The organism is Pseudomonas sp. S2_F07 (assembly GCF_054668325.1).
The window spans coordinates 4,851,184-4,874,901 of the sequence record NZ_CP162758.1; the positions used below are offsets into that span (position 1 = coordinate 4,851,184).

The 23,718-nt window shown below is 60.1% G+C and carries 21 protein-coding genes and 1 pseudogene; 16 read left to right on the forward strand and 6 right to left on the reverse strand.

Features of this window, described 5'->3' with window-relative positions:
• Window positions 1–62: 62 nt before the first annotated feature.
• The 3 genes from AB4O40_RS21960 to AB4O40_RS21970 all read left to right on the forward strand — a co-directional run bounded on the left by AB4O40_RS21960 (window position 63) and on the right by AB4O40_RS21970 (window position 2,829).
• Complete coding sequence (locus AB4O40_RS21960) at window positions 63–845, forward strand: class II aldolase/adducin family protein (RefSeq protein WP_056728421.1); 783 nt, start codon at window positions 63–65, stop codon at window positions 843–845.
• Window positions 845–1,747: an alpha/beta fold hydrolase gene (locus AB4O40_RS21965; RefSeq protein WP_056728423.1), complete on the forward strand. Its 903-nt coding sequence runs from the start codon at window positions 845–847 to the stop codon at window positions 1,745–1,747. Before AB4O40_RS21960 ends, AB4O40_RS21965 begins: the two co-directional genes overlap by 1 nt.
• A gap of 170 nt (window positions 1,748–1,917) precedes the next feature.
• Window positions 1,918–2,829, forward strand: a complete 912-nt coding sequence (locus AB4O40_RS21970; RefSeq protein ID WP_460053408.1) for an SDR family oxidoreductase — start codon at window positions 1,918–1,920, stop codon at window positions 2,827–2,829.
• 74 nt (window positions 2,830–2,903) lie between these two features.
• Here AB4O40_RS21970 and AB4O40_RS21975 read toward each other — a convergent pair whose 3' ends face one another.
• Window positions 2,904–3,674 (reverse strand): N-acetylmuramoyl-L-alanine amidase, encoded by a 771-nt coding sequence (locus AB4O40_RS21975; protein ID WP_460053405.1) that lies wholly within the window; start codon window positions 3,672–3,674, stop codon window positions 2,904–2,906.
• A 564-nt stretch (window positions 3,675–4,238) separates the two neighbouring features.
• Here AB4O40_RS21975 and AB4O40_RS21980 point away from each other — a divergent pair.
• The 4 genes from AB4O40_RS21980 to AB4O40_RS21995 all read left to right on the forward strand — a co-directional run bounded on the left by AB4O40_RS21980 (window position 4,239) and on the right by AB4O40_RS21995 (window position 10,627).
• A complete protein-coding gene (locus tag AB4O40_RS21980; protein WP_056728428.1) occupies window positions 4,239–6,032 on the forward strand; it encodes a DUF1302 domain-containing protein in 1,794 nt (597 codons plus the stop codon).
• 23 nt (window positions 6,033–6,055) lie between these two features.
• Window positions 6,056–7,426, forward strand: coding sequence for a DUF1329 domain-containing protein (locus AB4O40_RS21985; RefSeq protein WP_056728430.1), 1,371 nt, complete (start codon window positions 6,056–6,058; stop codon window positions 7,424–7,426).
• A gap of 141 nt (window positions 7,427–7,567) precedes the next feature.
• Window positions 7,568–10,114, forward strand: a complete 2,547-nt coding sequence (locus AB4O40_RS21990) for a LuxR C-terminal-related transcriptional regulator (protein WP_056728432.1) — start codon at window positions 7,568–7,570, stop codon at window positions 10,112–10,114.
• Between the two features lie 201 nt (window positions 10,115–10,315).
• Window positions 10,316–10,627, forward strand: a complete 312-nt coding sequence (locus tag AB4O40_RS21995) for a hypothetical protein (RefSeq protein WP_223542480.1) — start codon at window positions 10,316–10,318, stop codon at window positions 10,625–10,627.
• Between the two features lie 56 nt (window positions 10,628–10,683).
• Here the strand turns inward: AB4O40_RS21995 and AB4O40_RS22000 are convergent, their stop codons facing one another.
• Window positions 10,684–11,481, reverse strand: coding sequence for an IclR family transcriptional regulator (locus AB4O40_RS22000; RefSeq protein WP_056728435.1), 798 nt, complete (start codon window positions 11,479–11,481; stop codon window positions 10,684–10,686).
• 163 nt (window positions 11,482–11,644) lie between these two features.
• Here AB4O40_RS22000 and hmgA point away from each other — a divergent pair, with 163 nt between their 5' ends.
• The 3 genes from hmgA to maiA are packed head-to-tail and all read left to right on the forward strand — an operon-like array spanning window position 11,645 to window position 14,905.
• Window positions 11,645–12,949, forward strand: coding sequence for a homogentisate 1,2-dioxygenase (gene hmgA / locus AB4O40_RS22005; protein ID WP_056728438.1), 1,305 nt, complete (start codon window positions 11,645–11,647; stop codon window positions 12,947–12,949).
• Between the two features lie 3 nt (window positions 12,950–12,952).
• Entirely contained in the window at window positions 12,953–14,257 is a 1,305-nt protein-coding gene (gene fahA / locus AB4O40_RS22010) for a fumarylacetoacetase (protein ID WP_056728441.1), read from the forward strand.
• Window positions 14,258–14,269: 12 nt separating this feature from the next.
• Complete coding sequence (gene maiA, locus AB4O40_RS22015) at window positions 14,270–14,905, forward strand: maleylacetoacetate isomerase (RefSeq protein ID WP_223542478.1); 636 nt, start codon at window positions 14,270–14,272, stop codon at window positions 14,903–14,905.
• Window positions 14,906–14,937: 32 nt separating this feature from the next.
• Here maiA and AB4O40_RS22020 read toward each other — a convergent pair whose 3' ends face one another.
• Complete coding sequence (locus AB4O40_RS22020) at window positions 14,938–15,741, reverse strand: SirB1 family protein (protein ID WP_056728445.1); 804 nt, start codon at window positions 15,739–15,741, stop codon at window positions 14,938–14,940.
• Window positions 15,742–15,924: 183 nt separating this feature from the next.
• Here AB4O40_RS22020 and AB4O40_RS22025 point away from each other — a divergent pair, with 183 nt between their 5' ends.
• Window positions 15,925–16,944 carry a Glu/Leu/Phe/Val dehydrogenase family protein gene (locus tag AB4O40_RS22025; RefSeq protein ID WP_056728446.1) on the forward strand — a complete coding sequence of 340 codons (1,020 nt, stop codon included), beginning with the start codon at window positions 15,925–15,927 and terminating at the stop codon, window positions 16,942–16,944.
• Window positions 16,945–17,137: 193 nt separating this feature from the next.
• Here the strand turns inward: AB4O40_RS22025 and AB4O40_RS22030 are convergent.
• Window positions 17,138–17,377: pseudogene (locus tag AB4O40_RS22030) on the reverse strand (YebG family protein); the annotation flags it as partial.
• A 275-nt stretch (window positions 17,378–17,652) separates the two neighbouring features.
• Between AB4O40_RS22030 and AB4O40_RS22035 the strand changes: the two are divergent.
• Window positions 17,653–18,153, forward strand: coding sequence for a phosphate-starvation-inducible protein PsiE (locus AB4O40_RS22035; RefSeq protein WP_008000650.1), 501 nt, complete (start codon window positions 17,653–17,655; stop codon window positions 18,151–18,153).
• On the opposite strand, the gene AB4O40_RS22040 is transcribed toward AB4O40_RS22035, so the two are convergent.
• Together AB4O40_RS22040 and AB4O40_RS22045 are read right to left on the reverse strand one after the other, a co-directional pair.
• Window positions 18,150–18,467, reverse strand: coding sequence for a DUF3509 domain-containing protein (locus AB4O40_RS22040; protein WP_056728450.1), 318 nt, complete (start codon window positions 18,465–18,467; stop codon window positions 18,150–18,152). The genes AB4O40_RS22035 and AB4O40_RS22040 overlap by 4 nt on opposite strands.
• A 242-nt stretch (window positions 18,468–18,709) precedes the next feature.
• Entirely contained in the window at window positions 18,710–20,086 is a 1,377-nt protein-coding gene (locus AB4O40_RS22045; protein ID WP_460053396.1) for an L-serine ammonia-lyase, read from the reverse strand.
• A gap of 135 nt (window positions 20,087–20,221) precedes the next feature.
• Between AB4O40_RS22045 and AB4O40_RS22050 the strand changes: the two genes are divergently transcribed.
• From AB4O40_RS22050 to AB4O40_RS22065, 4 genes are all read left to right on the forward strand, one after another.
• Window positions 20,222–21,169, forward strand: a complete 948-nt coding sequence (locus AB4O40_RS22050; protein ID WP_056728454.1) for a LysR substrate-binding domain-containing protein — start codon at window positions 20,222–20,224, stop codon at window positions 21,167–21,169.
• A gap of 214 nt (window positions 21,170–21,383) precedes the next feature.
• A complete protein-coding gene (locus tag AB4O40_RS22055; RefSeq protein WP_460053394.1) occupies window positions 21,384–21,791 on the forward strand; it encodes an HPF/RaiA family ribosome-associated protein in 408 nt (135 codons plus the stop codon).
• Between the two features lie 253 nt (window positions 21,792–22,044).
• The gene (locus tag AB4O40_RS22060; protein ID WP_223542476.1) at window positions 22,045–22,617 is read left to right on the forward strand and encodes an RNA polymerase sigma factor; all 573 of its coding nucleotides are present in this window, start codon (window positions 22,045–22,047) and stop codon (window positions 22,615–22,617) included.
• On the forward strand, window positions 22,614–23,603 hold the full coding sequence (locus AB4O40_RS22065; protein WP_460053391.1) for a FecR family protein: 990 nt from the start codon (window positions 22,614–22,616) through the stop codon (window positions 23,601–23,603). The genes AB4O40_RS22060 and AB4O40_RS22065 overlap by 4 nt, the downstream gene beginning before the upstream one ends.
• Window positions 23,604–23,718: the final 115 nt, after the last annotated feature.

The window sequence follows — 23,718 nt, forward strand, 5'->3', positions numbered from 1 at the left end:
GGCTGGCTAGACTCGGTAAAGATAGGAAACACTCCATCATAAAAACACCGAGGCTTCCTGCCGTGACCGTCGCCCCCGTCCAATCATCTCCGAGTGTCAAAGACCAGGTCAGTGCTGCCGAGTGGCAGACCCGCATTGACCTGGCAGCCTGTTATCGCCTGGTCGCCCAGCATGGCTGGGATGACCTGATCTTCACCCATATCTCCGCCAAGGTGCCCGGCACCGAAGATTTCCTGATCAACCCGTTCGGGTTGATGTTTCACGAAATCAGCGCGTCGAGCCTGGTCAAGGTGGATCAGGCCGGCAACAAGCTGATGGACAGTCCTTACGAGATCAATCCGGCGGGTTACACCATCCACAGCGCCGTGCACGAAGTCCGCCACGATGTCGTCTGCGTGCTCCACACCCACACGGCTTCGGGGGTTGCGGTGTCGGCACAGAAGCAGGGCGTTCTGCCGATCAGCCAACAGTCATTGTTCGTGCTTTCCAGCCTGGCCTACCACGCCTACGAAGGCGTGGCGCTCAACCATGAAGAGAAAGTGCGGCTACAGGCCGACCTCGGTGAAAACAATTTCCTGATGTTGCATAACCACGGTTTGCTCACCTGCGGCAGCACCATCGCCGATACGTTCCTGATGATGTTCACCTTTCAACGTGCCTGTGACATTCAGGTCATGGCGCAAAACGGTGCCGCTGAGCTGATCGCCATCGAACCGCAGATTCTGGCCGGCGCCAAAGCCATGATCGCGGGTGTCACCCGAAGTGCTCAAGGAATGGGCGGAGCGCTGGCCTGGCCGGCGCTGCTGCGCAAACTCGATAAACTGGACCCGGGTTATAAACTCTAATGGCACTCGCCGAGATCCCGCTGTGTGTCTGGCGCAAACGCAGCCAGGCGTTCGTGTTCCGTGGCCAGACCATCCGTTACTGGACAGCAGGGCAGGGTGAACCGTTGTTGCTCATTCACGGCTTTCCGTCCGCCAGTTGGGACTGGCATTACCTGTGGCAGCCATTGGCCCAGCGCTTTCGCGTGATCGCCTGCGACATGCTGGGCTTCGGCGATTCGGCCAAACCGGTGAATCACGAATACAGCCTGCTGGAGCAGGCGGATCTGCAGCAGGCACTGCTTGAACACCTGAATGTCGAGCAGCCAGTGCACCTGCTCGCCCACGATTACGGTGACAGCGTGGCCCAGGAACTGCTGGCCAGGCATTACGAATCGCGGTTGGAACTGGCCAGTTGCGTGTTTCTCAACGGCGGGTTGTTTCCGGAAACCCACCACCCGCTACTGATGCAAAAACTCTTGCTCAGCCCGTTGGGCTGGATGATTGGCCGCGCCTTCAGTCGTGATGGCCTGGTGAGAAGCTTTCGGCAGATTTTCGGCCCGCAAACCCGTCCCAGTGAAAGCCAGATGGATGACTTCTGGAGCCTGGTCGAAAGCCAGCGCGGGCCACGGATCATGCACAAATTGATCGCCTACATCCCGGAGCGACGCGTCTGGCGCAACCGCTGGGTGAGCGCGATGCAACGTGGTGAAGTGCCGCTGCGAGTGATCGATGGCGGGGTCGATCCGGTCTCCGGGGTGCACATGGTCGAGCGTTACCGTGAGCTGATCCCGGATGCGGACACAGTGGTATTGCCCGACATTGGCCACTACCCGCAGATCGAGGCGCCCTGCGAGGTGCTCAAGCATTACCTGGTGTTTCGCGATCAGCTGCTCTTGCCGCCGCGCAAGGTGGCGTGTTCCTGAATCGCAGCGTTGAATCTGTCCTTCTTCTGTGGGATCGCGTCATCCTGTCCGACACGATCATCATCCCCCAGCCTTATCGCGCACCATTCAGCCTCCCCCGTGTTCATTGTGACCCGCTACGCCGTGCCTGAAACTCGGACTCACTGTCCCTTGGCCTGCTGGAGTCCCCCATGAATGAGTCTGTGCGCTTCGAAGATAAAGTCGTGATCATCACCGGAGCCGGTGGCGGCCTGGGACGGACGCATGCACTTCTGTTCGCCAAACAGGGCGCCGGGGTGCTGGTCAACGATCTTGGCGGCTCGGCCCAGGGCGAAGGCGCCAATGCCTCGGCCGCCGACCGCGTGGTCGCAGAGATCCGCGAGGCTGGCGGCATTGCCGAAGCCAACCACGACTCGGTCACTGACGGTGACAAACTGGTCCAGCACGCCCTGGACGTCTTCGGTCGCGTCGATGTGGTTGTCAACAACGCCGGGATCCTGCGGGACAAGACCTTCCACAAAATGGATGACGCCGACTGGGACCTGGTTTACCGCGTCCACGTCGAAGGCGCCTACAAAGTCACCCGCGCCGCCTGGCCGCATATGCGCGAGCAAAACTACGGCCGGGTGATTTTCACTGCGTCGACCTCGGGCATCTATGGCAACTTTGGCCAGTCCAACTACGGCATGGCCAAGCTCGGTCTCTACGGCCTGACGCGCACCCTGGCCATCGAAGGCCGCAAGAACAACATCCTGGTCAACGCCATCGCCCCCACCGGAGGCACGCGCATGACCGAAGGCCTGATCCCGCCGCAAGTCTTCGAACAGCTAAAGCCCGAACTGGTCAGCCCGCTGGTGGTGTACCTGGCCAGCGAGAACTGCCAGGAAACCGCCGGTCTGTTCGAAGTCGGCGGCGGCTGGATGGGCAAGGTCCGCTGGGAGCGCAGCCTCGGCATCGGTTTCGATCCACGGGCCGGTTTCTCCCCGGAAGACGTGGCGGCGCACTGGCAGCAGATTTGCGACTTCGAAGGCGCGGCGCACCCGAAGGACAACATCGAGGCGTTGAAGGAAATGATGGGAAACTTGCAGAAGTATTCGCTCTGAAAGCGCCGGCAAGGTCACATTGACCGACCTTGCCGGTTGTTGCATTTGTCGGCTGCAAAGCCGTTTGCCAATGGTCAGCCCGGGAAGTATTTGACTACCAGCGCCTTCAGGTTGGCGGCTGTTTGCGCGTCCATTTTTCCATCGAAGTTTTCCGGGCGAAAATGTAACTGGAATGCCCGCACCAATTGTTGAAAACCGCCTTCCGTGGACGCGCCCGAAACATCGTATCCATAGGTTTTGAACAGCCCCAGCAATTCGCTTCGGGCTGGAGCGCCGGATGAGTTGTATCGGCGCAGATACTCGTCCCGAGTGCTTTCATCGAACCAGGCCCCGACTCCTTTCAAGTAAAGCTCCCGCCAGGGAAGCATCGGTCCCGGGTCACTTTTGCGGCCGACCGAAACATCGGAGTGGCCCAGAACCTGGGTCGGCGTGATATCCGGGTAGCGATTGAGGATATTCAGCGCCAGTTGTTCAATCGCGGCAATCTGCTCGGAGTGATACGGTGGGAAGGTGAATTTACCTTTGTTGTCGGTTGCCAGATTCACGACTTCAATGCCGATGGACGTGTCATTCAGATTGCTGCGGCTGCCCCACTGACTGACACCCGCGTGCCACGCGCGATGGGTTTCATCCACCAGGTTGAAAACTTCCTGCCCGGCATAGCCGGCTTTCAGGTAACTGGGGTCCGTGATATCTGGAACCAGATAGTGCGCGCTGACATTCGGGCCGGTCAGGGCACTGACAGAACTTGCAAAGTCAGCGGCCGTGTAGTGAAGAATCAGAAAGCGGATTCGACTGTTGAAGCTTCGGGTGGATCGATAGTGGTTGTAGTTGATGGATTTCATGGTTGCACTCGCAATAAGTAAGTTTGAAGTCGGACGAAGATCAAAATCGTTCGCCGACTTGCTGTTCAACTTAAAGACTCGAGTGCTTTTGGTGTTTACCTATGCTTGTAGGTACTTTCTGAAAGAAATGTAGGTATGTGAAGTTTTGACTGGCAGCTGTTACTCATCAAGAACCATCGCCCATAAAAAAGGCCGCTGCAAAGGCAGCGGCCAAAGTAAGACGTTGGATCAGGAGCTACAAATCAACGTCAGTGAACACGGGGTGACGAACCGAATACTCAATTCATCTGAAATCTTTCAGTCACGGCGCAGGCCAGTACATCTACATCGTGCCTTGCGGTGGATTACCGTGGCAGCCAGGCAAGAATAAACCCTCTGTACTGTAGGAAAAATACCAATTCCCGACATGCACTGTTGCAGCCCCGGCAACAGTCGGGATTCGGCTGCTCGTCGTCTGTGCCTGTCATCCTTTAGAGGTACACCACGAATACCTCCTTGGTGCGCTTATCGACCCCGAAGTCCGGCAGTAGGGTGAGGCCTTCTGTCACTCACCGGGGAAGACGCATGACAAAAACAACAATGCGCGCCATCTTCACACCACAGGCGCTGGCGGCTGCGGTCGCCTTGGGTTGCTGTGCCCAGGCGCAGGCCATTTCGTTCAACATCGGGGAAATCGAGGGGACATTCGACTCCTCGCTGTCGGTCGGCGCGAGCTGGGGCATGCGTGATGCGGATGACGCCCTGGTGGGCACCGTCAATGGCGGTTCCGGCCAGTCTTCGACCGGCGATGACGGGCGATTGAATTTCAAGAAGGGTGAAACCTTCTCGAAGATCTTCAAGGGTATTCACGACCTCGAACTGAAGTACGGCGACACCGGTGCGTTTGTGCGTGGCAAGTACTGGTACGACTTTGAACTCAAGGATGAAAGCCGCCCCTTCAAGGACATCAGCGATCACAATCGCAAAGAAGGCGCCAAGTCTTCAGGCGGGCAAATCCTCGACGCATTCGTCTATCACAATTACTCCCTCGCCGATTTGCCAGGCACGGTCCGCGCCGGCAAGCAGGTGGTCAGTTGGGGCGAGAGCACGTTCATCGGCAACTCGATCAACAGCATCAATCCGGTCGACGTGTCCGCGTTCCGTCGTCCCGGCGCCGAGATCAAGGAGGGCCTGATCCCGGTCAACATGCTGTTCGCCTCCCAGGGCCTGACGGAGAAGTTGACCGTGGAAGGCTTCTATCAGCTGGAATGGGACCAGACGGTCGTCGATAACTGCGGCACCTTCTTTGGTGTCGATGTGGTGGCAGATGGTTGCAACAAGGGCTACACCGTCGCCAATCCGGCCATTGCGCCGTTGCAGCCGATTGCGGCTGCCTTCGGCCAGGGCTTCGAAGTCAGCAAGGAAGGGGTGATCGTTCCCCGTGGCGGCGACCGCGATGCCCGGGATTCCGGACAGTGGGGTACAGCGTTGCGCTGGTTGGGGGATGACACCGAGTACGGCTTGTACTTCATGAACTACCACAGCCGTTCACCGAATGTCGGGACCACCACCGCCGGCCCCGGTACGCTGGCAAGCATTCCGGGGATCGTTGCCGCCGCCAACCGCATCGCCCCCGGCAGTGGTTCGGGCCTGGCCCAAAGCGTGATGCTCGGTCGTGGCCAGTATTACCTCGAATACCCGGAGGACATCCGCCTCTACGGCGCGAGCTTCTCCACCACCTTATCCACCGGCACCGCGTGGAGCGGGGAAATCAGCTACCGCCCCAACCTCCCGGTGCAGGTCAACACCAATGACCTGACCCTGGCCATGCTCAATCCGATTGCGGGTGGTGCGGCATCGCCCATCGCCACGTCGCCCGGGGCTGACAACAAGGGTTATCGCCGCAAGGAGGTGACGCAGATCCAGAGCACCCTGACGCATTTCATCGATCAGGTCGCGGGTGCGGATCGCCTGACCCTGGTGGGTGAGGCCGGGGTGGTCCGGGTCGGTGGACTGGAGTCGCGCGGCAAACTGCGCTATGGCCGCGACTCGGTGTATGGCCAGTATGGTTTCGGCGGCGATACCGACGGCTTCGTGACCTCGACTTCATGGGGTTATCGCGGCCGGGCCATCCTCGACTACAACAACCTTATCGCCGGGATCAACGTCAGGCCCAACCTCTCGTGGTCCCACGACGTCGCAGGCTATGGCCCCAACGGTCTGTTCAACGAAGGCGCCAAGGCCATCAGCCTCGGGGTCGATGCGGACTATCGCAACACCTACACCGCGAGCCTCAGCTACACCGATTTTTTCGGCGGGGACTACAACGTCCTCACCGACCGTGACTTCGTGGCGTTGAGCTTTGGTGTGAACTTCTGATCTGGCTGAAAAGGATGATTTCAATGCGCAAGATGATTCTGCAATTGGGCACCGTTCTGGCCCTGAGTCTGCTGGCCGCCAACGTGATGGCCGCGGTGTCGCCGCAAGAAGCCAACAAGCTCGGCACCAGCCTGACCCCGCTCGGTGCCGAGAAGGCCGGCAATGCCGATGGCTCGATTCCGGCCTGGACCGGAGGCATCCCGAAAAACGCTGGCGCGGTGGACAGCAAGGGTTTCCTGGCTGACCCCTTCGCCAACGAAAAGCCCTTGTTCGTGATCACCGCGGCGACCGTCGACAAGTACAAGGACAAGCTCTCTGACGGCCAGGTCGCGATGTTCAAGCGCTATCCCGAGACCTACAGGATTCCGGTCTACCCGAGCCATCGCACTGTGGCGTTACCGGCAGAAATCTATGAGTCGGCCAAGCGCAGCGCGCTGAACGTAACACCGATCAATGACGGTAACGGTCTGGCTAATTTCACCGGCAATCGCTACTACGCATTCCCGATTCCGAAGAATGGCGTGGAAGTGATCTGGAACCACGTCACTCGTTACCACGGCGGTAATCTGCGCCGCACCATCACCCAGGCGACACCACAATCCAATGGTGACTTCACCGTGATCCGCTTCAAGGACGAGGTCGCCGTGCCGTCGTTGCTCAGCGATCTGAAACCGGGCAGCGACGATAACGTCCTCAACTACTTCAAGCAGGAAGTGACCGCACCGGCGCGGCTGGCGGGCAACGTGTTGCTGGTCCACGAGACCCTCGACCAGGTCAAGGAGCCGCGCAAGGCCTGGATCTACAACGCAGGCCAGCGCCGGGTACGGCGTGCGCCACAGGTTGCTTATGACGGCGTCGGCACCTCGTCCGACGGCCTGCGCACCACCGACAACTTCGACATGTTTTCCGGCGCACCGGATCGCTACGACTGGAAACTGATCGGCAAAAAGGAGATGTACATCCCCTACAACAGCTACAAGCTCGACTCGCCAAACCTCAAGTACACCGATGTGATCAAGGCCGGGCACATTAATCAGGACCTGACTCGCTACGAGTTGCACCGGGTCTGGGAAGTCGTCGCCACGGTCAAGCCGAGCGAACGCCACGTGTACGCCAAACGCCACATGTATATCGATGAAGACAGCTGGCAAGTGGCGCTGGCCGACCACTACGACGGGCGTGGTCAACTCTGGCGCGTCGCCGAAGGGCATGCCCAGTTCTACTACGATCACCAGGTACCGGCCTACACCGTCGAAGCGCTGTATGACCTGATTGCCGGTCGCTACATCGCCCTTGGAATGAAGAATGAAGAGAAGCGCAGCTTCGAATTCAACATCGATGCAAAAGCGGGGGACTACACGCCAGCAGCCTTGCGTAGCACGGGGGTTCGGTAGGTTTCCTACAGGCTCCTACACAAAAGGGTGACTTTGCGGTCACCTTTTTTATAGCGGTCGATCAGTGTGTTGAATACTTCTTCAACAAGCGCTCGGGAGGGGGCTAGGGTGGCGCCAGAATTATAAAAAAGGCGCACCACAATGACTGCAATGACGCACTGTCTGGACCGCCCTGGCTTCCTGCCCCGACTGTCGTCCCATCATCTGTCCCGCGAGCGGCTGATCGAGCCCATGCTGGTTTCGACTGCGCGGGTGAAGTTGCTTTGCGCACCGGCCGGTAGTGGCAAGAGTGCATTGCTCACCGAATGCCTGCTGCGGGCGCCGGAGCACGTTCGGGTCTGTTGGCTGCCGCTGGCGGGGGCGTCGTTGAGCGCAGCCGATTTCTTGTTGCGCCTGACGCAAGCGCTGGGCCTGCCCTCGACGGATGAGCCCGGGCTGCTGGCGTATCTTGCCCGATTACAGGCGCCGACCTGGCTGTTTCTCGATGATTACTGCCGGGCACCCGATCCGGAACTCGACCGGATGCTCGATCGTCTGTTGGCCGTCGCCAGCCCGGCACTGACCTGGTGGCTGGGTTCCCGTCGACGACCGCCCTGCAACTGGCCGCGGCTGCTGCTCGATGATGAGTTGTACGAGTGCGAAGCCCGGGCGCTGGCGTTTACCGAGGCCGAGGTCGGGCAGTTGCTCGGTCATGTCGAGCCGAGCCTGGCGGCGCAAACCGCCAAACGGGTGGTACAGCGCAGCGGTGGCTGGTGCGCTGGCGTGCGGATCGCGTTGCTCAATGGTTGTCCGTGGTCGGGTGAGCAGGGGCGTTCGGCGACATTGCTCGATTATCTGCAGCACGAATTGTTCAACACCTTGCCGCCGGAACTGGTTGAGGTCTGGCAGGTGCTGGTTCATCTGCCTCGCTTCAACGCCAGCCTGTGCGAGCATCTTTTCGGTACGGGTGAGGGCGCGCAGTGGCTGCACGCGTTGCAGGACATGGGCTGCTTCATTGAACCCTGGGAAGACTCCGTCGAGTGGTTGCGAATCTTCGAGCCACTGGCCCGGGAGATGCGTGAAGAGCCGACCCCGGCCGGACGATCCTGGCATCGCCGCGCGTGCCAGTGGTTCAGTGCCGAAGAAGACTGGCAGGGTGCCTTCGAGCAGGCGTTGCTGGCGCAAGAGCACGAAGTCGCGGTCAGCCTGATGCAACACTTCAGTTTTGAGCATCTGTTCAAGCGTCAGAACGTCAGCTGGTTACTCAAACTGCACGAGCAACTGGGTGAACAGTTGACCCTGGGCACGCCGCAACGGGTGGGGTTGATCACCGCGGCGTTGCTGTTTGCCGGGCGTTTCGAGCAGGCGGCTGCCTGCATTGGGCAACTGTCCCGATTTGCCCCGCAACCGACGGCATCCTTGCAACGGCAACTGCTGGCACGTTGGCAGGCGCAACAGGGCTGGTTGCTGCATTTGCAGGGACGCCTGCCGGCGGCACGGGCGCATTTTATCGAGGCGCTGGGCGAGTTGGCGGCCGAGGCGTGGCCCGCACGGTTACTGTGTCTGTCCGGGTTGACCCAGCAAGCGCTACTCAACGCCGACCTCGATGCCGCCCAGGCCTTCAATCGTGACGCCCTGTGCCTGGCGCGGGCACAAGGCTCGTTGCTGTTTGAAGGCTTGCTCGAACTCGATCATGCCCAGTTGCTGGAGCAGCGTGGTGCGCCGCGGCGAGCAGCGCAGTTGCTGGCCGACATCCATGAAATGCTCGGGCGACAGGCCGATCGACCGACGCCGCTGCTGGGACGAATCGCCCTGCGGCGTGGTCGGTTGGCCCTGTGCCAGGGCCAGGATGAATTAGCCGGGGAATGTTTCCAGGCGGGCCTTGATGACTGTTTGCACAGTCAGGACAAGCACGTGTTGTACGGATTTTTGGGGCAGGCGCAATTGGCGGCCAATCAACGCGACTATGCCCATGCGTTTGATCGTCTGCGCGAGGCCGAACGGTTGATGCAGCAACGGCAGATCCCCGACACGGTATATCGCGGGGTGCTGCTGCAAATCAGCAGTCATTTCTGGCTGCAGCAAGGGCGCCCGGAATTGGCCCGGGAAGCGTTGACCCGAGTCTTGCGTCATTACCGCGGGGCCCACGCGCGCCAGGCACCGCCGGCCACGCTGCACTTGATTGCACGTATCGAATACCAGCTGGTGTTGGCCGAAACCCAACTGCAACTGGTGCAACGTCCATTGGATCGACTCAGGGCGTTACTCGAGCACGCACAACAACACGCCATGCTGGCGCTGGAAACGGAACTGCATTTGGCGATCAGCGAAGTGGCGGAGCTGACGGGTGAGCCGGACATGGCCCACGCAGCTCTGCAGGCCGGTCTGGCGTTGGTCAAGCGTTGTCAGGGGCAACAGGCATTGCGTGATTTGAACTTGCGCCAGCCGAGCCTGATCTGTCGATTACAAGGCGAGGAGACGGTGACCGCGCTGGCCCTGGATGCCAGCCTGCTGAGCAGTCGGGAGCTGGAGGTGCTCGGCCTGATTGCCCAGGGTAATTCCAATCAGCAAATTGCCGAGCAACTGTTCATTTCTTTGCATACGGTGAAAACCCATGCCCGGCGCATTCACAGCAAGTTGGGTGTGGAACGGCGGACACAGGCAGTTGCCATGGCGAAGAAGTTGGGGTTGATAATGCAGAGTTGGTAGTTGTTTGTTTTTCGTTTGGAAATGAATTAAAACATACGGTTTCGTGCATAAATAACCGTGTTGATTAGTATGGTTGTCGGCGCTGACCAATTTGCGTGCATTGCGCGGTGGGTTGATTAATATGTTCGATAGTGCTCGGTCAAGGTAATGTTTGTCAGGGTACTAGTGCGCTAATAACTATTAATTATGGAGCTTTAAGGTATGGGGCAACTGACAAGGGAGTTGGTGCGGGCCAAGCTGCACGCAAGGCTCGGTGGTCGCGGCATTGATGTCGATAAGGTATATATCAATGCAATTGCGTCGGCTAACGATTCGACGGTTATTTACTCTCAATCACTGGTATGGGCATTTTTCCTTAAGTTGCAGGACGGTGAGGTCCCAAGATTCTCCAGTGAGAATCTTGGGATCTTTTCCGAACCGTACACCTTTGACCGGAAATATCGTTTCGATGGTGTGAAACTTGATGAGCTCAATGAAATGGGTGCAGCAATTGCCCGGGATTTACTGAGCTGATTGGTGGTTCTATCAAAGTAGTTGTGCCAACCCCTTGGTTGGCACAGCTGCCGCAATCAGGTTGCGGATACGGCGGGTTCAAAACCCAAGCGCCAGCTGACCGCATGGCTGGCGGATAACAGACGCTGCGCCGCCGGACCGTTTTCATCGGCATGGAACAACGATGTCGGCCCCACCACCGTCAGCACGGCAACCACTCTGCCCATCGCGTTGAACACTGGTGCCGACAAGGCATCCACCCCTGGCAGCAGCAAACCATGTACATGGTGCAAACCGCGTGCGCGGATTTGTTCGCACTGGGCCGCATAGGCCTGATCGTCTGCCAGCGCGTGGGCTGCGTGGGACTGCAATTCCTGCACGCGCAGATCCTCGGTTTCGCGTTTCGGCAGGTAGGCGCCAAACACCAGTCCCGTCGAAGAACTGAGCAACGGCAACACCGAACCCAGTTGTGTCACCACCGTCACCGCACGCACCGCCGGTTCGATATGCACCACGGTTGCGCCCTGATTGCCCCATACCGCCAGGAAACAGGTTTCGTTCAAGTCGTCGCGCAGTTCAGCCAGGGGCAGGGCGGCGACTTTTAGCACGTCCATGCTGTTGAGAGCCGCCAACCCTACGCGCAGGGCTTCGCGGCCCAGGCCGTAATGGTTGGTGGCGGCGTTCTGTTCGGCGAATCCACTGGCGATCAAGGCCTGCAAATAGCGGTGAACCTTGCTCGCCGGCATCTGCACGTGTTCGGCCAGGCGCGACAGCGAAGTCGAAGGCGACAACTCGGCCAGAGCCTTGAGGATGTCGGTGCCAACCTCGGCCGAGCGGACTTTCTGTTTACCGTTGTTGTCGCTGGTTTTTTCCATGGTGGCTGGGATCCCGGGACGAATGGGCGTCTTTATAGCTTGACGGTCAATACCAATCAAATTACGTTATGCGTAATCAAATTACGATAAAAACAACCCGGGCGTGCCTCGACCTCTGCAACAGAGCGAGCGGCCACTGCCGACTCCCTGTTCAGGAGGCTCCATGAACCCCGATTCAACGATGCCAGCGCTGGCCTACCAGTCAGGCTTCGGCAACGAATTCAGCAGCGAAGCGTTGCCCGGCGCACTGCCTGTCGGCCAGAACTCCCCGCAAAAAGCCCCGTACGGTCTTTACACCGAACTGTTCTCCGGCACGGCGTTCACCATGGCGCGCAGCGAAGCGCGGCGGACCTGGATGTATCGCATTCAGCCGTCGGCCAATCACCCGGCATTCGTCAAACTGGACCGGCAACTGGCGGGCGGCCCGCTGGGTGAGGTGACCCCCAACCGCCTGCGCTGGAACCCGCTGGACATTCCTGCCGAGCCGACCGATTTCATCGACGGCCTGGTGAGCATGGCCGCCAACTCGGGCGCAGAAAAGCCGGCCGGGATCAGCATCTACAACTACCGCGCCAACCGTTCCATGGAGCGCGTGTTCTTCAATGCTGATGGCGAGATGTTGCTGGTACCTGAACTGGGGCGCCTGCGCATCGCCACCGAACTGGGCGTGCTTGAACTCGAACCGCTGGAAATTGCCGTACTGCCACGCGGCCTTAAATTCCGCATCGAATTGCTCGATCCGCAAGCCCGCGGTTACGTCGCCGAAAACCATGGCGCGCCCCTGCGTCTGCCGGACCTGGGACCGATTGGCAGCAATGGCCTGGCCAATCCACGGGACTTCCTGACCCCGGTGGCGGCCTACGAAAACCTGCAACAACCCACCACGCTGGTGCAGAAGTTCCTCGGCGAGTTGTGGGCCTGCGAGCTCAATCATTCGCCACTCAACGTGGTCGCCTGGCACGGTAACAATGTGCCGTACAAATATGACCTGCGCCGTTTCAACACCATCGGCACCGTCAGTTTCGATCACCCCGATCCGTCGATCTTCACCGTGCTGACCTCGCCGACCAGCGTTCACGGCCTGGCCAACCTCGACTTCGTGATCTTCCCGCCACGCTGGATGGTGGCCGAGAAAACCTTCCGTCCGCCGTGGTTCCATCGCAACCTGATGAACGAATTCATGGGTTTGATCCAGGGCGAGTACGACGCCAAGGCCGAAGGCTTTGTGCCGGGCGGTGCTTCGTTGCACAGCTGCATGAGCGCCCACGGTCCCGACGGCGAGACGTGCACCAAAGCGATCAACGCGGACCTCAAGCCGGCGAAAATCGACAACACCATGGCGTTCATGTTCGAGACCAGCCAAGTGTTGCGCCCAAGCCGTTTCGCCCTCGATTGCCCGCAACTGCAAAACACTTACGACGCCTGCTGGGCTACGTTGCCCGCCACTTTCGACCCGACCCGGAGATAACCCATGACGCAGACTTCCATCACACGCAGCTGGGTTGCATCCGCCAACGGCCACGCGGATTTCCCCCTGCAAAACCTGCCACTGGGCGTGTTCAGCCTCAACGGCTTGGCACCGCGCAGTGGCGTGGCCATTGGCGAGCATATCTTTGATCTGCAAGCAGCCCTTGAGGCCGGATTGTTCGATGGCGCCGCGAAGACTGCCGTCGAGGCTACCCGTGGCGGCGAGCTGAATGCGTTCTTCGAACTGGGCCGCGAGGCTCGCGTCGCCTTGCGCGAGCGTTTGCTGGAACTGTTCGCCGAGGGCAGCACCCTGCACGGCAAGATTGAAGCCCAGGGCGCAAAACTGCTGCCGCTGGCGGCGGATTGCCAGATGCACCTGCCGGCGAAAATCAACGACTACACCGACTTCTACGTCGGCATCGAGCACGCGCAGAACGTCGGCAAACTGTTCCGTCCCGACAACCCGTTGCTGCCGAACTACAAGTACGTGCCAATCGGCTACCACGGTCGTGCGTCGACCATTCGCCCGTCCGGTACCGACGTACGTCGCCCGAAAGGCCAGACCTTGCCGGCCGGTCAAACCGAGCCGACCTTCGGTCCTTGCGCGCGCCTGGACTACGAACTGGAACTGGGCATCTGGATCGGCCAGGGCAACGACATGGGCGACTCGATTGCCATTGGCGACGCCGCTGATCACATCGCCGGTTTCTGCCTGCTCAACGACTGGTCGGCACGGGATATCCAGGCCTGGGAATACCAGCCACTGGGACCGTTCCTGTCGAAAAGCTTCATCACCAGCATCTCGCCGTGGGTGGTCACCGCCGAAGCGCTGGAGCCGTTCCGTCGTGCCCAGCCTGCGCGTCCCCAAGGCGATCCGCAGCCGCTGCCGTACCTGCTCGACAAGCGCGATCAGGCTGCTGGCGCGTTCGACATCGAGCTGGAAGTATTGCTGCTCACCGAGGCCATGCGCGAACAGAACCTGCCAGCCCATCGCCTGACCCTGAGCAACACCGGACACATGTACTGGACCGTGGCGCAAATGGTCGCGCATCACAGCGTCAACGGCTGCCAATTGCAGGCCGGTGACTTGTTCGGTTCGGGCACCTTGTCGGGGCCGCAGAACGGTCAGTTCGGCAGCCTGCTGGAAATCACCGAAGGCGGTAAAAAGCCGATCGAACTGGCCTCGGGCGAAGTGCGTAAATTCCTTGAGGACGGTGACGAAATCATCCTGCGCGGCCGTTGCCGCCGCGACGGTTTTGCTTCCATCGGTTTCGGCGAATGCCGCGGCAAAGTGCTGCCGGCGCGCTAACAGGAGCGGGGCATGGAACTCTATACCTACTACCGTTCGACGTCCTCGTACCGGGTGCGTATCGCGTTGGCGCTCAAGGGCCTGGATTATCAATCCTTGCCGGTCAACCTGATCGCACCGCAGGGTGGCGAGCATCGACAGCCTCCTTATCTGGGCATCAACCCTCAGGGCCGCGTGCCGGCCTTGCGCACCGATGAAGGCGATTTGCTGATCCAGTCTCCCGCGATCATCGAGTACCTGGAGGAACGTTATCCACAGGTGCCATTGCTGTCCAAAGACCTGGCTGCCCGTGCCCACGAGCGCGGCGTGGCGGCAGTGATCGGCTGCGATGTGCACCCGCTGCACAACGTCAGCGTGCTCAATCGGCTGCGCCAGTCGGGCCACGATGAACCGCAGGTGGTGGAGTGGATCGGTCACTGGATCGGGCAGGGGCTTTCCACGGTGGAGCAGTTGATCGGTGATGAGGGTTACTGCTTCGGCCCCGAACCCGGGCTGGCGGACGTCTACCTGATCCCGCAGTTGTACGCGGCCGAGCGGTTCAATGTTTCTCTTGAGGCTTACCCTCGGATTCGGCGAGTGGCGGCATTGGCGGCGACGCACCCGGCGTTCATAAAGGCGCATCCGGCGAATCAGCCAGATACGCCATAACGCCTCACACCGCTCCCACAGGGTTTTTGTAATCAGTGAACGATGGAATTCGGCGGCAAATGCCCCAGCCTTTCCGTCAGGCGAATCCGCTGGATCGGATCGTCGCTGAGCAGCAACGCATGCTCCAGGTCAAAACGCTCGGCGTTCGGGCAGTCCAGCCGTTGGTACAGGCTGGCCCGGGCCAGATAGTCGGCCGCAGTGGCATTGCCCAGTTCCAGGACGCGCTCGGCGTCGATCAAGGCATTGATGAAATCGTCGTGGGACAGGTACAACTGGCGCAGGTTGCGCGACAACCGTTGCAGCATCTGCACCGGCTCGGCGGTTGTCAGGTGATCGGCGTTGAGCTTCATGTTCGGGCCATACTGGCGCTGCAGCAGTTCCCGACAATCGTTCGGATAAAGGCGACGGCCACCGCAGGGGTCGAGCAAATGATCGGCGCCCGGCACCCGCAGCAGGAAATGCCCGGGGAAGTTGACCCCGACCATGGGAATCTCCAGGCCCCTGGCCAACTCCAGCGCAATCAGCCCCAGCGTCAAGGGTTGCCCTCGTCGGCGCTCCAGTACTTTGTCCAGCAGTGCCACTTGCGGGCGCAAGGGGGTGAAGTCGTCCTGGGCGAAGCCAAGGTCATTCAAGCGCCGCAGCAGCGGCTGGGCCAGCTCACTGACCGGCAGCATCGGCAAGCCGCCACTGACCCGTTGTTGCAGCTCCTGAAAATCGGCCAACAGTGCTTGCGGCTGCACCTCGCTGTCGTGCTCGGCCGCAATCCACAGTGCCGCCTCGAACAGCGCGGGCGGTGAACGTTGCAGGCAGGCGAAGAACGATTGGCGCGGGGTCATCAAAATCTCCGGGCAATGCCTCGTTTTAGCCCCCTCTCCGGCGTTCGTCCAGTGCTGTAAAAGGGCGACCACAGGATATTTCCGAAAGTCTGCATCGGGACCGTGCTTATTCCGGTGCGCTTCTGCAATTTTTGGGCGCAAGCCTATACTGGCGTCTACAAGAAGTGATTCGGGAGCCTTACGATGTTCGCTCTCATGCAAAGCACTCGCCTTGAATCGCTGCATCTGAGCGTTGACTCGGTCACCGGGTTGAAGGCGGTCATTGCCATTCATAACAGCCGGCTGGGGCCTGCCCTGGGCGGTTGTCGTTACCTTGCCTACCCCAACGACGAATCGGCGGTCGAGGATGCTGTGCGCCTGGCCCAGGGCATGAGCTACAAGGCTGCGCTGGCTGGCCTGGCCCAGGGCGGCGGCGTGGCGGTGATCGTGCGCCCGGCCCATGTGGAAAACCGCGCGGCATTGTTCGAAGCCTTCGGACGCTGCATAGAACAGCTCGAGGGCCGCTACATCACCGCCATCGACAGCGGCACCTCAGTGGCGGACATGGATTGCATCGCCCAGCAAACCCAGCACGTCACCAGCACCACCTCGGCGGGCGACCCCGCGCCCCACGCAGCGATGGGCGTGTTCACCGGTATCCGCAGCACCGCCATGGCCCGGCTCGGCAGTGACAACCTCGAAGGCCTGCGCGTTGCCATCCAGGGCCTGGGCAATGTCGGGTATGCATTGGCCGAACAGCTGCACGCCGCCGGTGCCGAGCTGCTGGTCAGCGACATCGATCATGGCAAGGTGCAATTGGCCATGGAGCAACTCGGCGCCCACCCGATTGCCAACGACGCGCTGCTCAGTACACCTTGCGACATCCTCGCGCCCTGCGGACTGGGCGGAGTACTCAACAGCCATACCGTGACGCAGTTGCGATGCTCGGCGGTGGCCGGTTCGGCGAACAATCAGCTGACACATCTGGATGTCGCCGACCAACTGGAACGCCGGGGCATCCTGTATGCGCCTGATTACGTGATCAACGCCGGTGGGCTGATTTACGTGTCGCTCAAGCACCGCGGCGAAGAGCTGCCGACCATCACCGCACACCTGTCGAAAATCAGTTCGCGCCTGACCGAAGTGTTCGCCCACGCCCAGGCGGAAAAACGCTCCCCCGCACGGGTGGCCGACGAGTTGGCGGAGAAAGTGTTGTACCGATAGAAGCTCGGGCGATCTTTTTTGTAACGGGCATGAAAAAGGCCCTGGGTCATTCGACTCAGGGCCTGTTCAATTCGGGCTTTGCCTACTTGGCGGCTTTGGGGGCCTTGACAGGCTTGGCCGGGGTGACAGGCTCAGCGGCCTCAACGACCTCAACCTCTGCAACAGGTTGTGCGACTTCAACCGGTGCGCTGAGCAGTTCGGACAGGGCATCCGGCTGGCTCTTGAACGCCTTGGCGAATACGTCGCGATTTTTCGCCATGTAAATCCCGGCTTCTTCCACTTGCTGCTCGGTCAGGGACGGAACGGCTTTCTGTAACACTTCAGCCAGCAATTCGGCCAGTTCGAGCATTTTGTCATGACGGTCAGCTTCGGCTTTATCCATGAACAAGCGCTCCAGATCTCGGCTGCTGCGGTATACCACTTCGACGGCCATTCACCACCTCACATGCCTTCACATTGGTTGTCGATTTCGACTACTGTATCTATATACAGCTAAAGGATAAGCGAAACCCTGTCTTTTGGGTAGTGGCTTTTTAATGTAGACCGGATTCGGGATTTGTCAGGCAAGGCGTGCGCAGGTGCGACCAAACGCCACGGCGCGTAATCCAGAGCGGCTCGCCATCATGGGCTGGCCTTTTTTCTGCATGCAGGAAAACCGTCACGTCCAACCCGCATCATCCGGTCGAATCGACCTAAGGAAGCAGCATCGTGAAAATCAACTGGGCCGAAAAACTGCGGCAGAACGTGCATGAACTGGCCGAGTCCCTGGGCAATCTGTTCGTCGAAACCTTTCACTACCTGGCGTTGTTCGCCATTGGTGCGGTGACCGCGTGGGCGGCGGTAATGGAGTTTCTCGGGATGATCGAAGAAGGGCACATCAAGATCGATGACATCTTGCTGCTGTTCATCTACCTGGAACTGGGGGCGATGGTCGGGATTTACTTCAAGACCAACCACATGCCCGTGCGCTTCCTGATCTACGTGGCGATCACCGCGCTGACGCGGCTGCTGATTTCCAACGTTTCGCACCACAACCCGCCGGACCTGGGGATCATCTACCTGTGCGGCGGGATTCTGCTGCTGGCGTTTGCGATTTTGGTGGTGCGTTACGCTTCGTCGCAATTTCCTTCGGTGAAGATCGAGAACCCACATCGCAAGACCGGTGCGGGCTCCAGTGAACATCCGGAAGTAGAAAAGGGCGAGCTTTAAAGCCCCATGGCGGGTCGGGGACGGCCATTGGCTGATGGCGGCGGCAGGCTGCGCGTGCCGCCATCGGTCATGGATTCGAGGATGGCCACGGCGCTGTGGCCCTGCTCGATGGCAATGCCGAACTGGATGCTTTGCACCAGTCGTTTCAGGCGCTCGGGATCATTGCGTTGTTCGGCGCTGATCATGCGTTTTGCGACTACGCGGCCACTGTTGGACAGGGTCAGCATGATGCTGCCATCCAGGCCCTGAATGCTCAGGTTGATCTGGTAATCCGCTGCAAAGGCATCGGTAATGAGCTGAAAAGGGTTGTCCATGATGCGTCACCGCCTGATTGAACGTGCAGTTGTTGACCGGCCGTGATCGGGTTGGTTCGCAATGCCTGACCACCGGCCATCTCGCCATCATTGTTCCAGCAGGGAAGTAGCAAGGCCCATGCCGGAAAATTGTCGGACAAAAAAACCGGTAACAAAAAGGCGGGCACTGAGGCCCGCCTGGTTTTTGTCTGCCTTTGCCTGCCCGTTTCAGGGCAATAACGGCTGGCGTGCAACCAAAATGGTCAACATTCCACCCAGTTCACCGCCAGGCCGCCCCGTGACGTCTCTTTGTATTTGTCGTGCATGTCGGCCCCGGTGTCGCGCATGGTACGGATCACCCGGTCCAGGGAGATGAAGTGCTGGCCATCGCCGCGCAGGGCCATTTGCGTGGCGTTGATGGCCTTCACGGCGGCGATCGCGTTGCGCTCGATGCACGGCACTTGCACCAGTCCGCCAACCGGGTCGCAGGTAAGACCGAGGTTGTGTTCCAGACCGATTTCGGCGGCGTTCTCCAGCTGCTCCGGGGTGGCGCCAAGCACCTCTGCCAGGCCGGCGGCGGCCATGGCGCAGGCGGAGCCGACTTCACCCTGGCAGCCGACTTCAGCCCCGGAGATCGATGCGTTTTTCTTGCACAGGATGCCGACCGCAGCTGCGCCCAAAAAGAACGAGACCACGTCATCGTCAGACGCATCGGCATTGAACTTCATGTAGTAGTGCAGCACTGCCGGAATGATCCCCGCCGCGCCGTTGGTCGGTGCCGTGACCATGCGCCCGCCGGCGGCGTTTTCTTCGTTCACGGCAAGGGCGTACAGGTTGACCCATTCCATTGCCGACAAGGTGGACGTAATGACATTCGGCTTGCCGATTTCCTGCAGGCTGCGATGCAGTTTCGCCGCTCGACGCGGCACATTCAGACCGCCGGGCAAGATGCCTTCGTGGCGCAAGCCCTGTTCGACGCATTCGCGCATCACCGACCAGATATGCAGCAAGCCCTGGCGAATGTCTGCGTCACTGCGCCAGGCCCGTTCGTTGGCCATCATCAGTTCGCTCACCCGCAGCCCGTGCTGGTTGCAGAGCTTGAGCAGTTCGGCGGCGCTGGAGAAATCGTAAGGCAGCACCACATCACCGGCCGGTGCGATCCCGGATTCGGCTTCGGCCGCTTCGATGATGAAACCGCCACCCACCGAGTAGTAGGTCTGCTCGAACAGTTCGCCGGTTTCACCGTCGGCTGTCAGGGACATGGCGTTGGGGTGGTAAGGCAGGCTTTCGTTTAGCAGCAGGAGGTCGCGTTGCCAGTCGAAGGCAATTTCCGTTACGCCTGCCAGGCACAATTTACCGGTTTCGCGCAGGGTGTGAATGCGGCTGTCGATGGTGGTCGGATCGATGCGGTCGGGCCATTCGCCCATCAGGCCCATGACGCAGGCGCGGTCCGTTGCGTGGCCGACACCGGTCGCCGACAGAGAACCGTAAAGGCGAATTTCCACGCGTCGCACGTCAGCCAGAAAACCCTGATTGAGCAGCGCTTGGGCAAAGGTTGCGGCAGCGCGCATCGGACCGACGGTATGGGAACTGGACGGGCCGATGCCGACTTTGAAGAGATCGAAAACACTGATAGCCATGCTAAAGCCTGTACATGTAATGGAAGGAAAATCGCTGCCATTTCTGTAGGACAAGCGCAATTTGGGCGATACTGCCTGTCACGATCCTGCGTGACCAACGAAAATTCCTAAGACATCCTTTAGCAGGACTAAACGATGAGCCGTCAATTACACGCCCAGACGTATGTCTGGCTGAACGTGTTTGCCTGTGCCGCGCGGCACCTGTCGTTCACCCGGTGCGCCGAAGAGCTGCACATCACACCGGGAGCGGTCAGCCAGCAGATCCGCCAGCTGGAAGAACGCCTGGGCTTTCGCCTGTTTCACCGTCGCGCCCGCGGGGTGGAGCTGAGCGCAGAAGGCCAACGCCTGGCCATTACCGTCAACGAGGCCTTTGGCAGCATCGACGCGGAATTGCGGCGACTGGATGCGGGCATGATCAGCGGGATCCTGCGGGTGCGTTCGATTCCGTCGTTCCTGAGCAAATGGCTGACACCGCGCCTGCCGCGCTTGCAGCAGCGCTTTCCGGACATCCAGTTGCGCCTGGTGGCCGAGGACAGCAGCGTGCCGTTGCATGAAGGCGACTTCGACCTGGCGATCGACCTCAATGACGGCAGTTATCCGGGCCTGTTATCCACAGCCTTGCTCGATGAACAGATTTTTCCGGTGTGCGCGCCGAGCCTGTTGCGTGGTCGTCCGCCGCTGCACGGTCCGGCAGACCTGATGCACTTTCCCTTGCTGCACGACATCACCGCCTGGCGCGGCAGCTATGAGTACGCGGAATGGGAGTTTTACCTCAATGCCATCGGCTTCGAGGGCGCGGATGTGCGACGTGGCCATACCTTCAATCGCAATCACCTGACCATCGAAGCGGCCATCGCCGGGATGGGCGTGGCGATTGCGCGCCGAACCTTGCTCAATGATGAGTTGGAGCGTGGAGCCTTGATCGTGCCGTTTGGCCTGGCGGTGCCCAATCACAAGCGCTACATGCTGCTTTACGCACCGGGGGCGTTGAGCCATCCGGGTGTGCGTGCGGTGCACGATTGGTTGGTGGAGGAGGCGGGTGCTTTTCGCAGCCTGCACCCGCTGGGGGAGCAGCAGATGTGAGGAATTTTGGCGGGTAAGCAGGGCGACCCGACTCCCGACAGTAACAGCGCTTTTGCTCGTTGTCCGGCTTTTTTTGCGTATGAATATTTATCTTTTTTCAGGGGTTGAATTGTTCAGCGTACAGACCGATTGTGTAAGTAAGAGGTCACGGTGATGACGCCCAAGGGCTTAGCTGACCGGCCTCTCGCGAGCTAGCTGAAATAAGGGATGAACTATGCAAATCCAAGTCAATAGCGATAACCATATTCAAGGCAGTAAACGACTGGAGGAGTGGGTACGTACGACCATTGAGAGCACGCTCGAACGCTACGAAGAGGACCTGACACGAGTCGAGGTCCACCTGCGGGACGAGAACGGCGACAAGCCGGGTCCCCACGACATGCGCTGCCAGCTGGAGGCGCGGCCAAAAGGCCATCAACCGGTTTCCGTCACCCATAGAGCCTCCACCATGGAGCAGGCGATCGACGGAGCGGCCACCAAACTTGAACATGCGCTGGAGCATATGTTCGGCAAATTACGCGGAAAACGAGCCAATGTGGTGCCCATCGAGAGCGCTGCCCATGCCGACCATCTGCTGGAAGAAGAGTTTCTTGAGAACGAACAGGCAGCGCTTAACGGCTGACACCTGATTCACTTTTTTACCTTTCCATGAAAACGGGCCTGCATTGCAGGCCCGTTTTGTTTTCGGTGGCTTTTGGATTCCATGGTCATTGACTGGCTGTGGGACAGCCAGGTTTGCGCTGCAATCAACGCGCGTACATAGAGGGCTACACCCGATCCTTTTGCATGTGAGAATATTTATCATTATTATCGCGGCCTTGCCGGCCCCCTGACGCTGTCGTGGCCTCACCGGTTTTCAGGTCGAAACATGAACGATGATCACTCTGCCCCCCGACCCCCACGATATCGAGCACGATCAACAGCGTGGCGACCGTGCGCATTTTCTCCAGGTGTTTCTCTCTCAGCGTTCGCAAATGGAAGCACTGGTGAGTCGGCGTGTCGGTTGCCGGGCGACGGCGGCTGACCTGGTACAGGATTTGTTCCTGCGTTTCTGGCGGCGGCCGCTGGTGCAAGTCGAGGAACTCAGCACCTACCTGTTGCGCTGTGCCGGCAACATCGCCATCGACCATTTGCGCAGTGAAGGCACGCGGGGCCGGGCCAGCGAAGGCTTGATGGTGGAACCAACGGACGGAGATGGCAGCGGACCGCAAGCGGCACTGGAGGCGGGCAACGATTTGCGCAACGTCGAAGCCGCGTTGCGCGCCTTGCCGGAGCGCACGCGGCAGATCTTCTTGCTCAATCGCATTCACGGCCGCAAATACGCCGAGATCGCCAAGGCCATGGGCTTGTCCCAAAGTGCCGTGGAAAAACATATGATGCGCGCCCTCGAAGCCTGCAAGGCCAGCCTTCGGGAGCCCGATCCGCGTACGCCAGGGAAAGCACCGTGAACCACTTCGAACGCGTCGTTCCGACACCTGCGCAGGAGCAGGCCGCGCTGGGCTGGCTGAGCCTGTTACATGACCAACCCGGCAGGGGTGACCAAGTGAAGTTCAGCCAATGGTTGCAGGCCGACCCCGCCCATGCCGAGGCCTATGCCCGGGCGCAGGTCCTGTGGGAGTTGAGCGAAGGGCCGGCGCGCACACTTGCCAATGAAGACGCTTTTGCCTTGCAGGGGTATCTCAACGCCATGGACAAGCCGCGGCGCAGCACGGTTGGGCGCTGGTCCGGTGTGTTGGCGATGGCCGCATGTCTGCTGTTGATGATCAGTCTCGGCACAGGCTGGCAGCCGATGCGCTGGATCGATGACCTGGGGGCGAATTACGTCTCGGCACCGGGAGAAATCCGCACCGTCACCCTGGCCGATCAGTCACAGGTGACACTGGATGCCGACAGCGCCATCGCCGTGGATTTCAGTCGCGGGGAGCGACATGTGCAACTGCGTCGTGGCACCGGTTTTTTCAGCGTGACGCATACGGGGGAACCCTTTGTTGTCGATGCGGAACAAGGCCAGGCGCGGGTCTTGGGGACGCAGTTCGAAGTCCGTTTGCAGCCCCACGGTGCACAGGTCACGGTGCTGTCCGGCCGAGTGGGCGTGACGGCGGACCAAAACGCCGAACAGCAAATTCTTACCGCCGGCCAGCAAGTGGCCTATGGCGAAGGCGCGGCGCAAACGCTCCACGCGGTAGACAGCGAAGCGCAGTTGGCCTGGCGCCAGGGCTGGCTCAATTACTACAAGGCGACGCTGGCCGATGTGGTGCGGGATTTGGCGCGCTATTACCCCGGGCGGATCTTGATACTCAACGATGAACTGGCGATGCGCCGGGTCAGTGGCAGCTTTCCGAGCAGGAACCCGCAGGCGGTGTTGAGTTCGTTGCAGGGAGTGTTGGGGTTTGAGCAGCATCAGGTTATGGGGCATCTGATTATTTTGCGTTGAATCGATTGGCCCCATCGCGAGCAAGCTCGCTCCCACAGGTATTGAGTCGGTCACAGTATTGGGGCAACACATAACCCTGTGGGAGCGAGCTTGCTCGCGATGACGGCCGAACAGG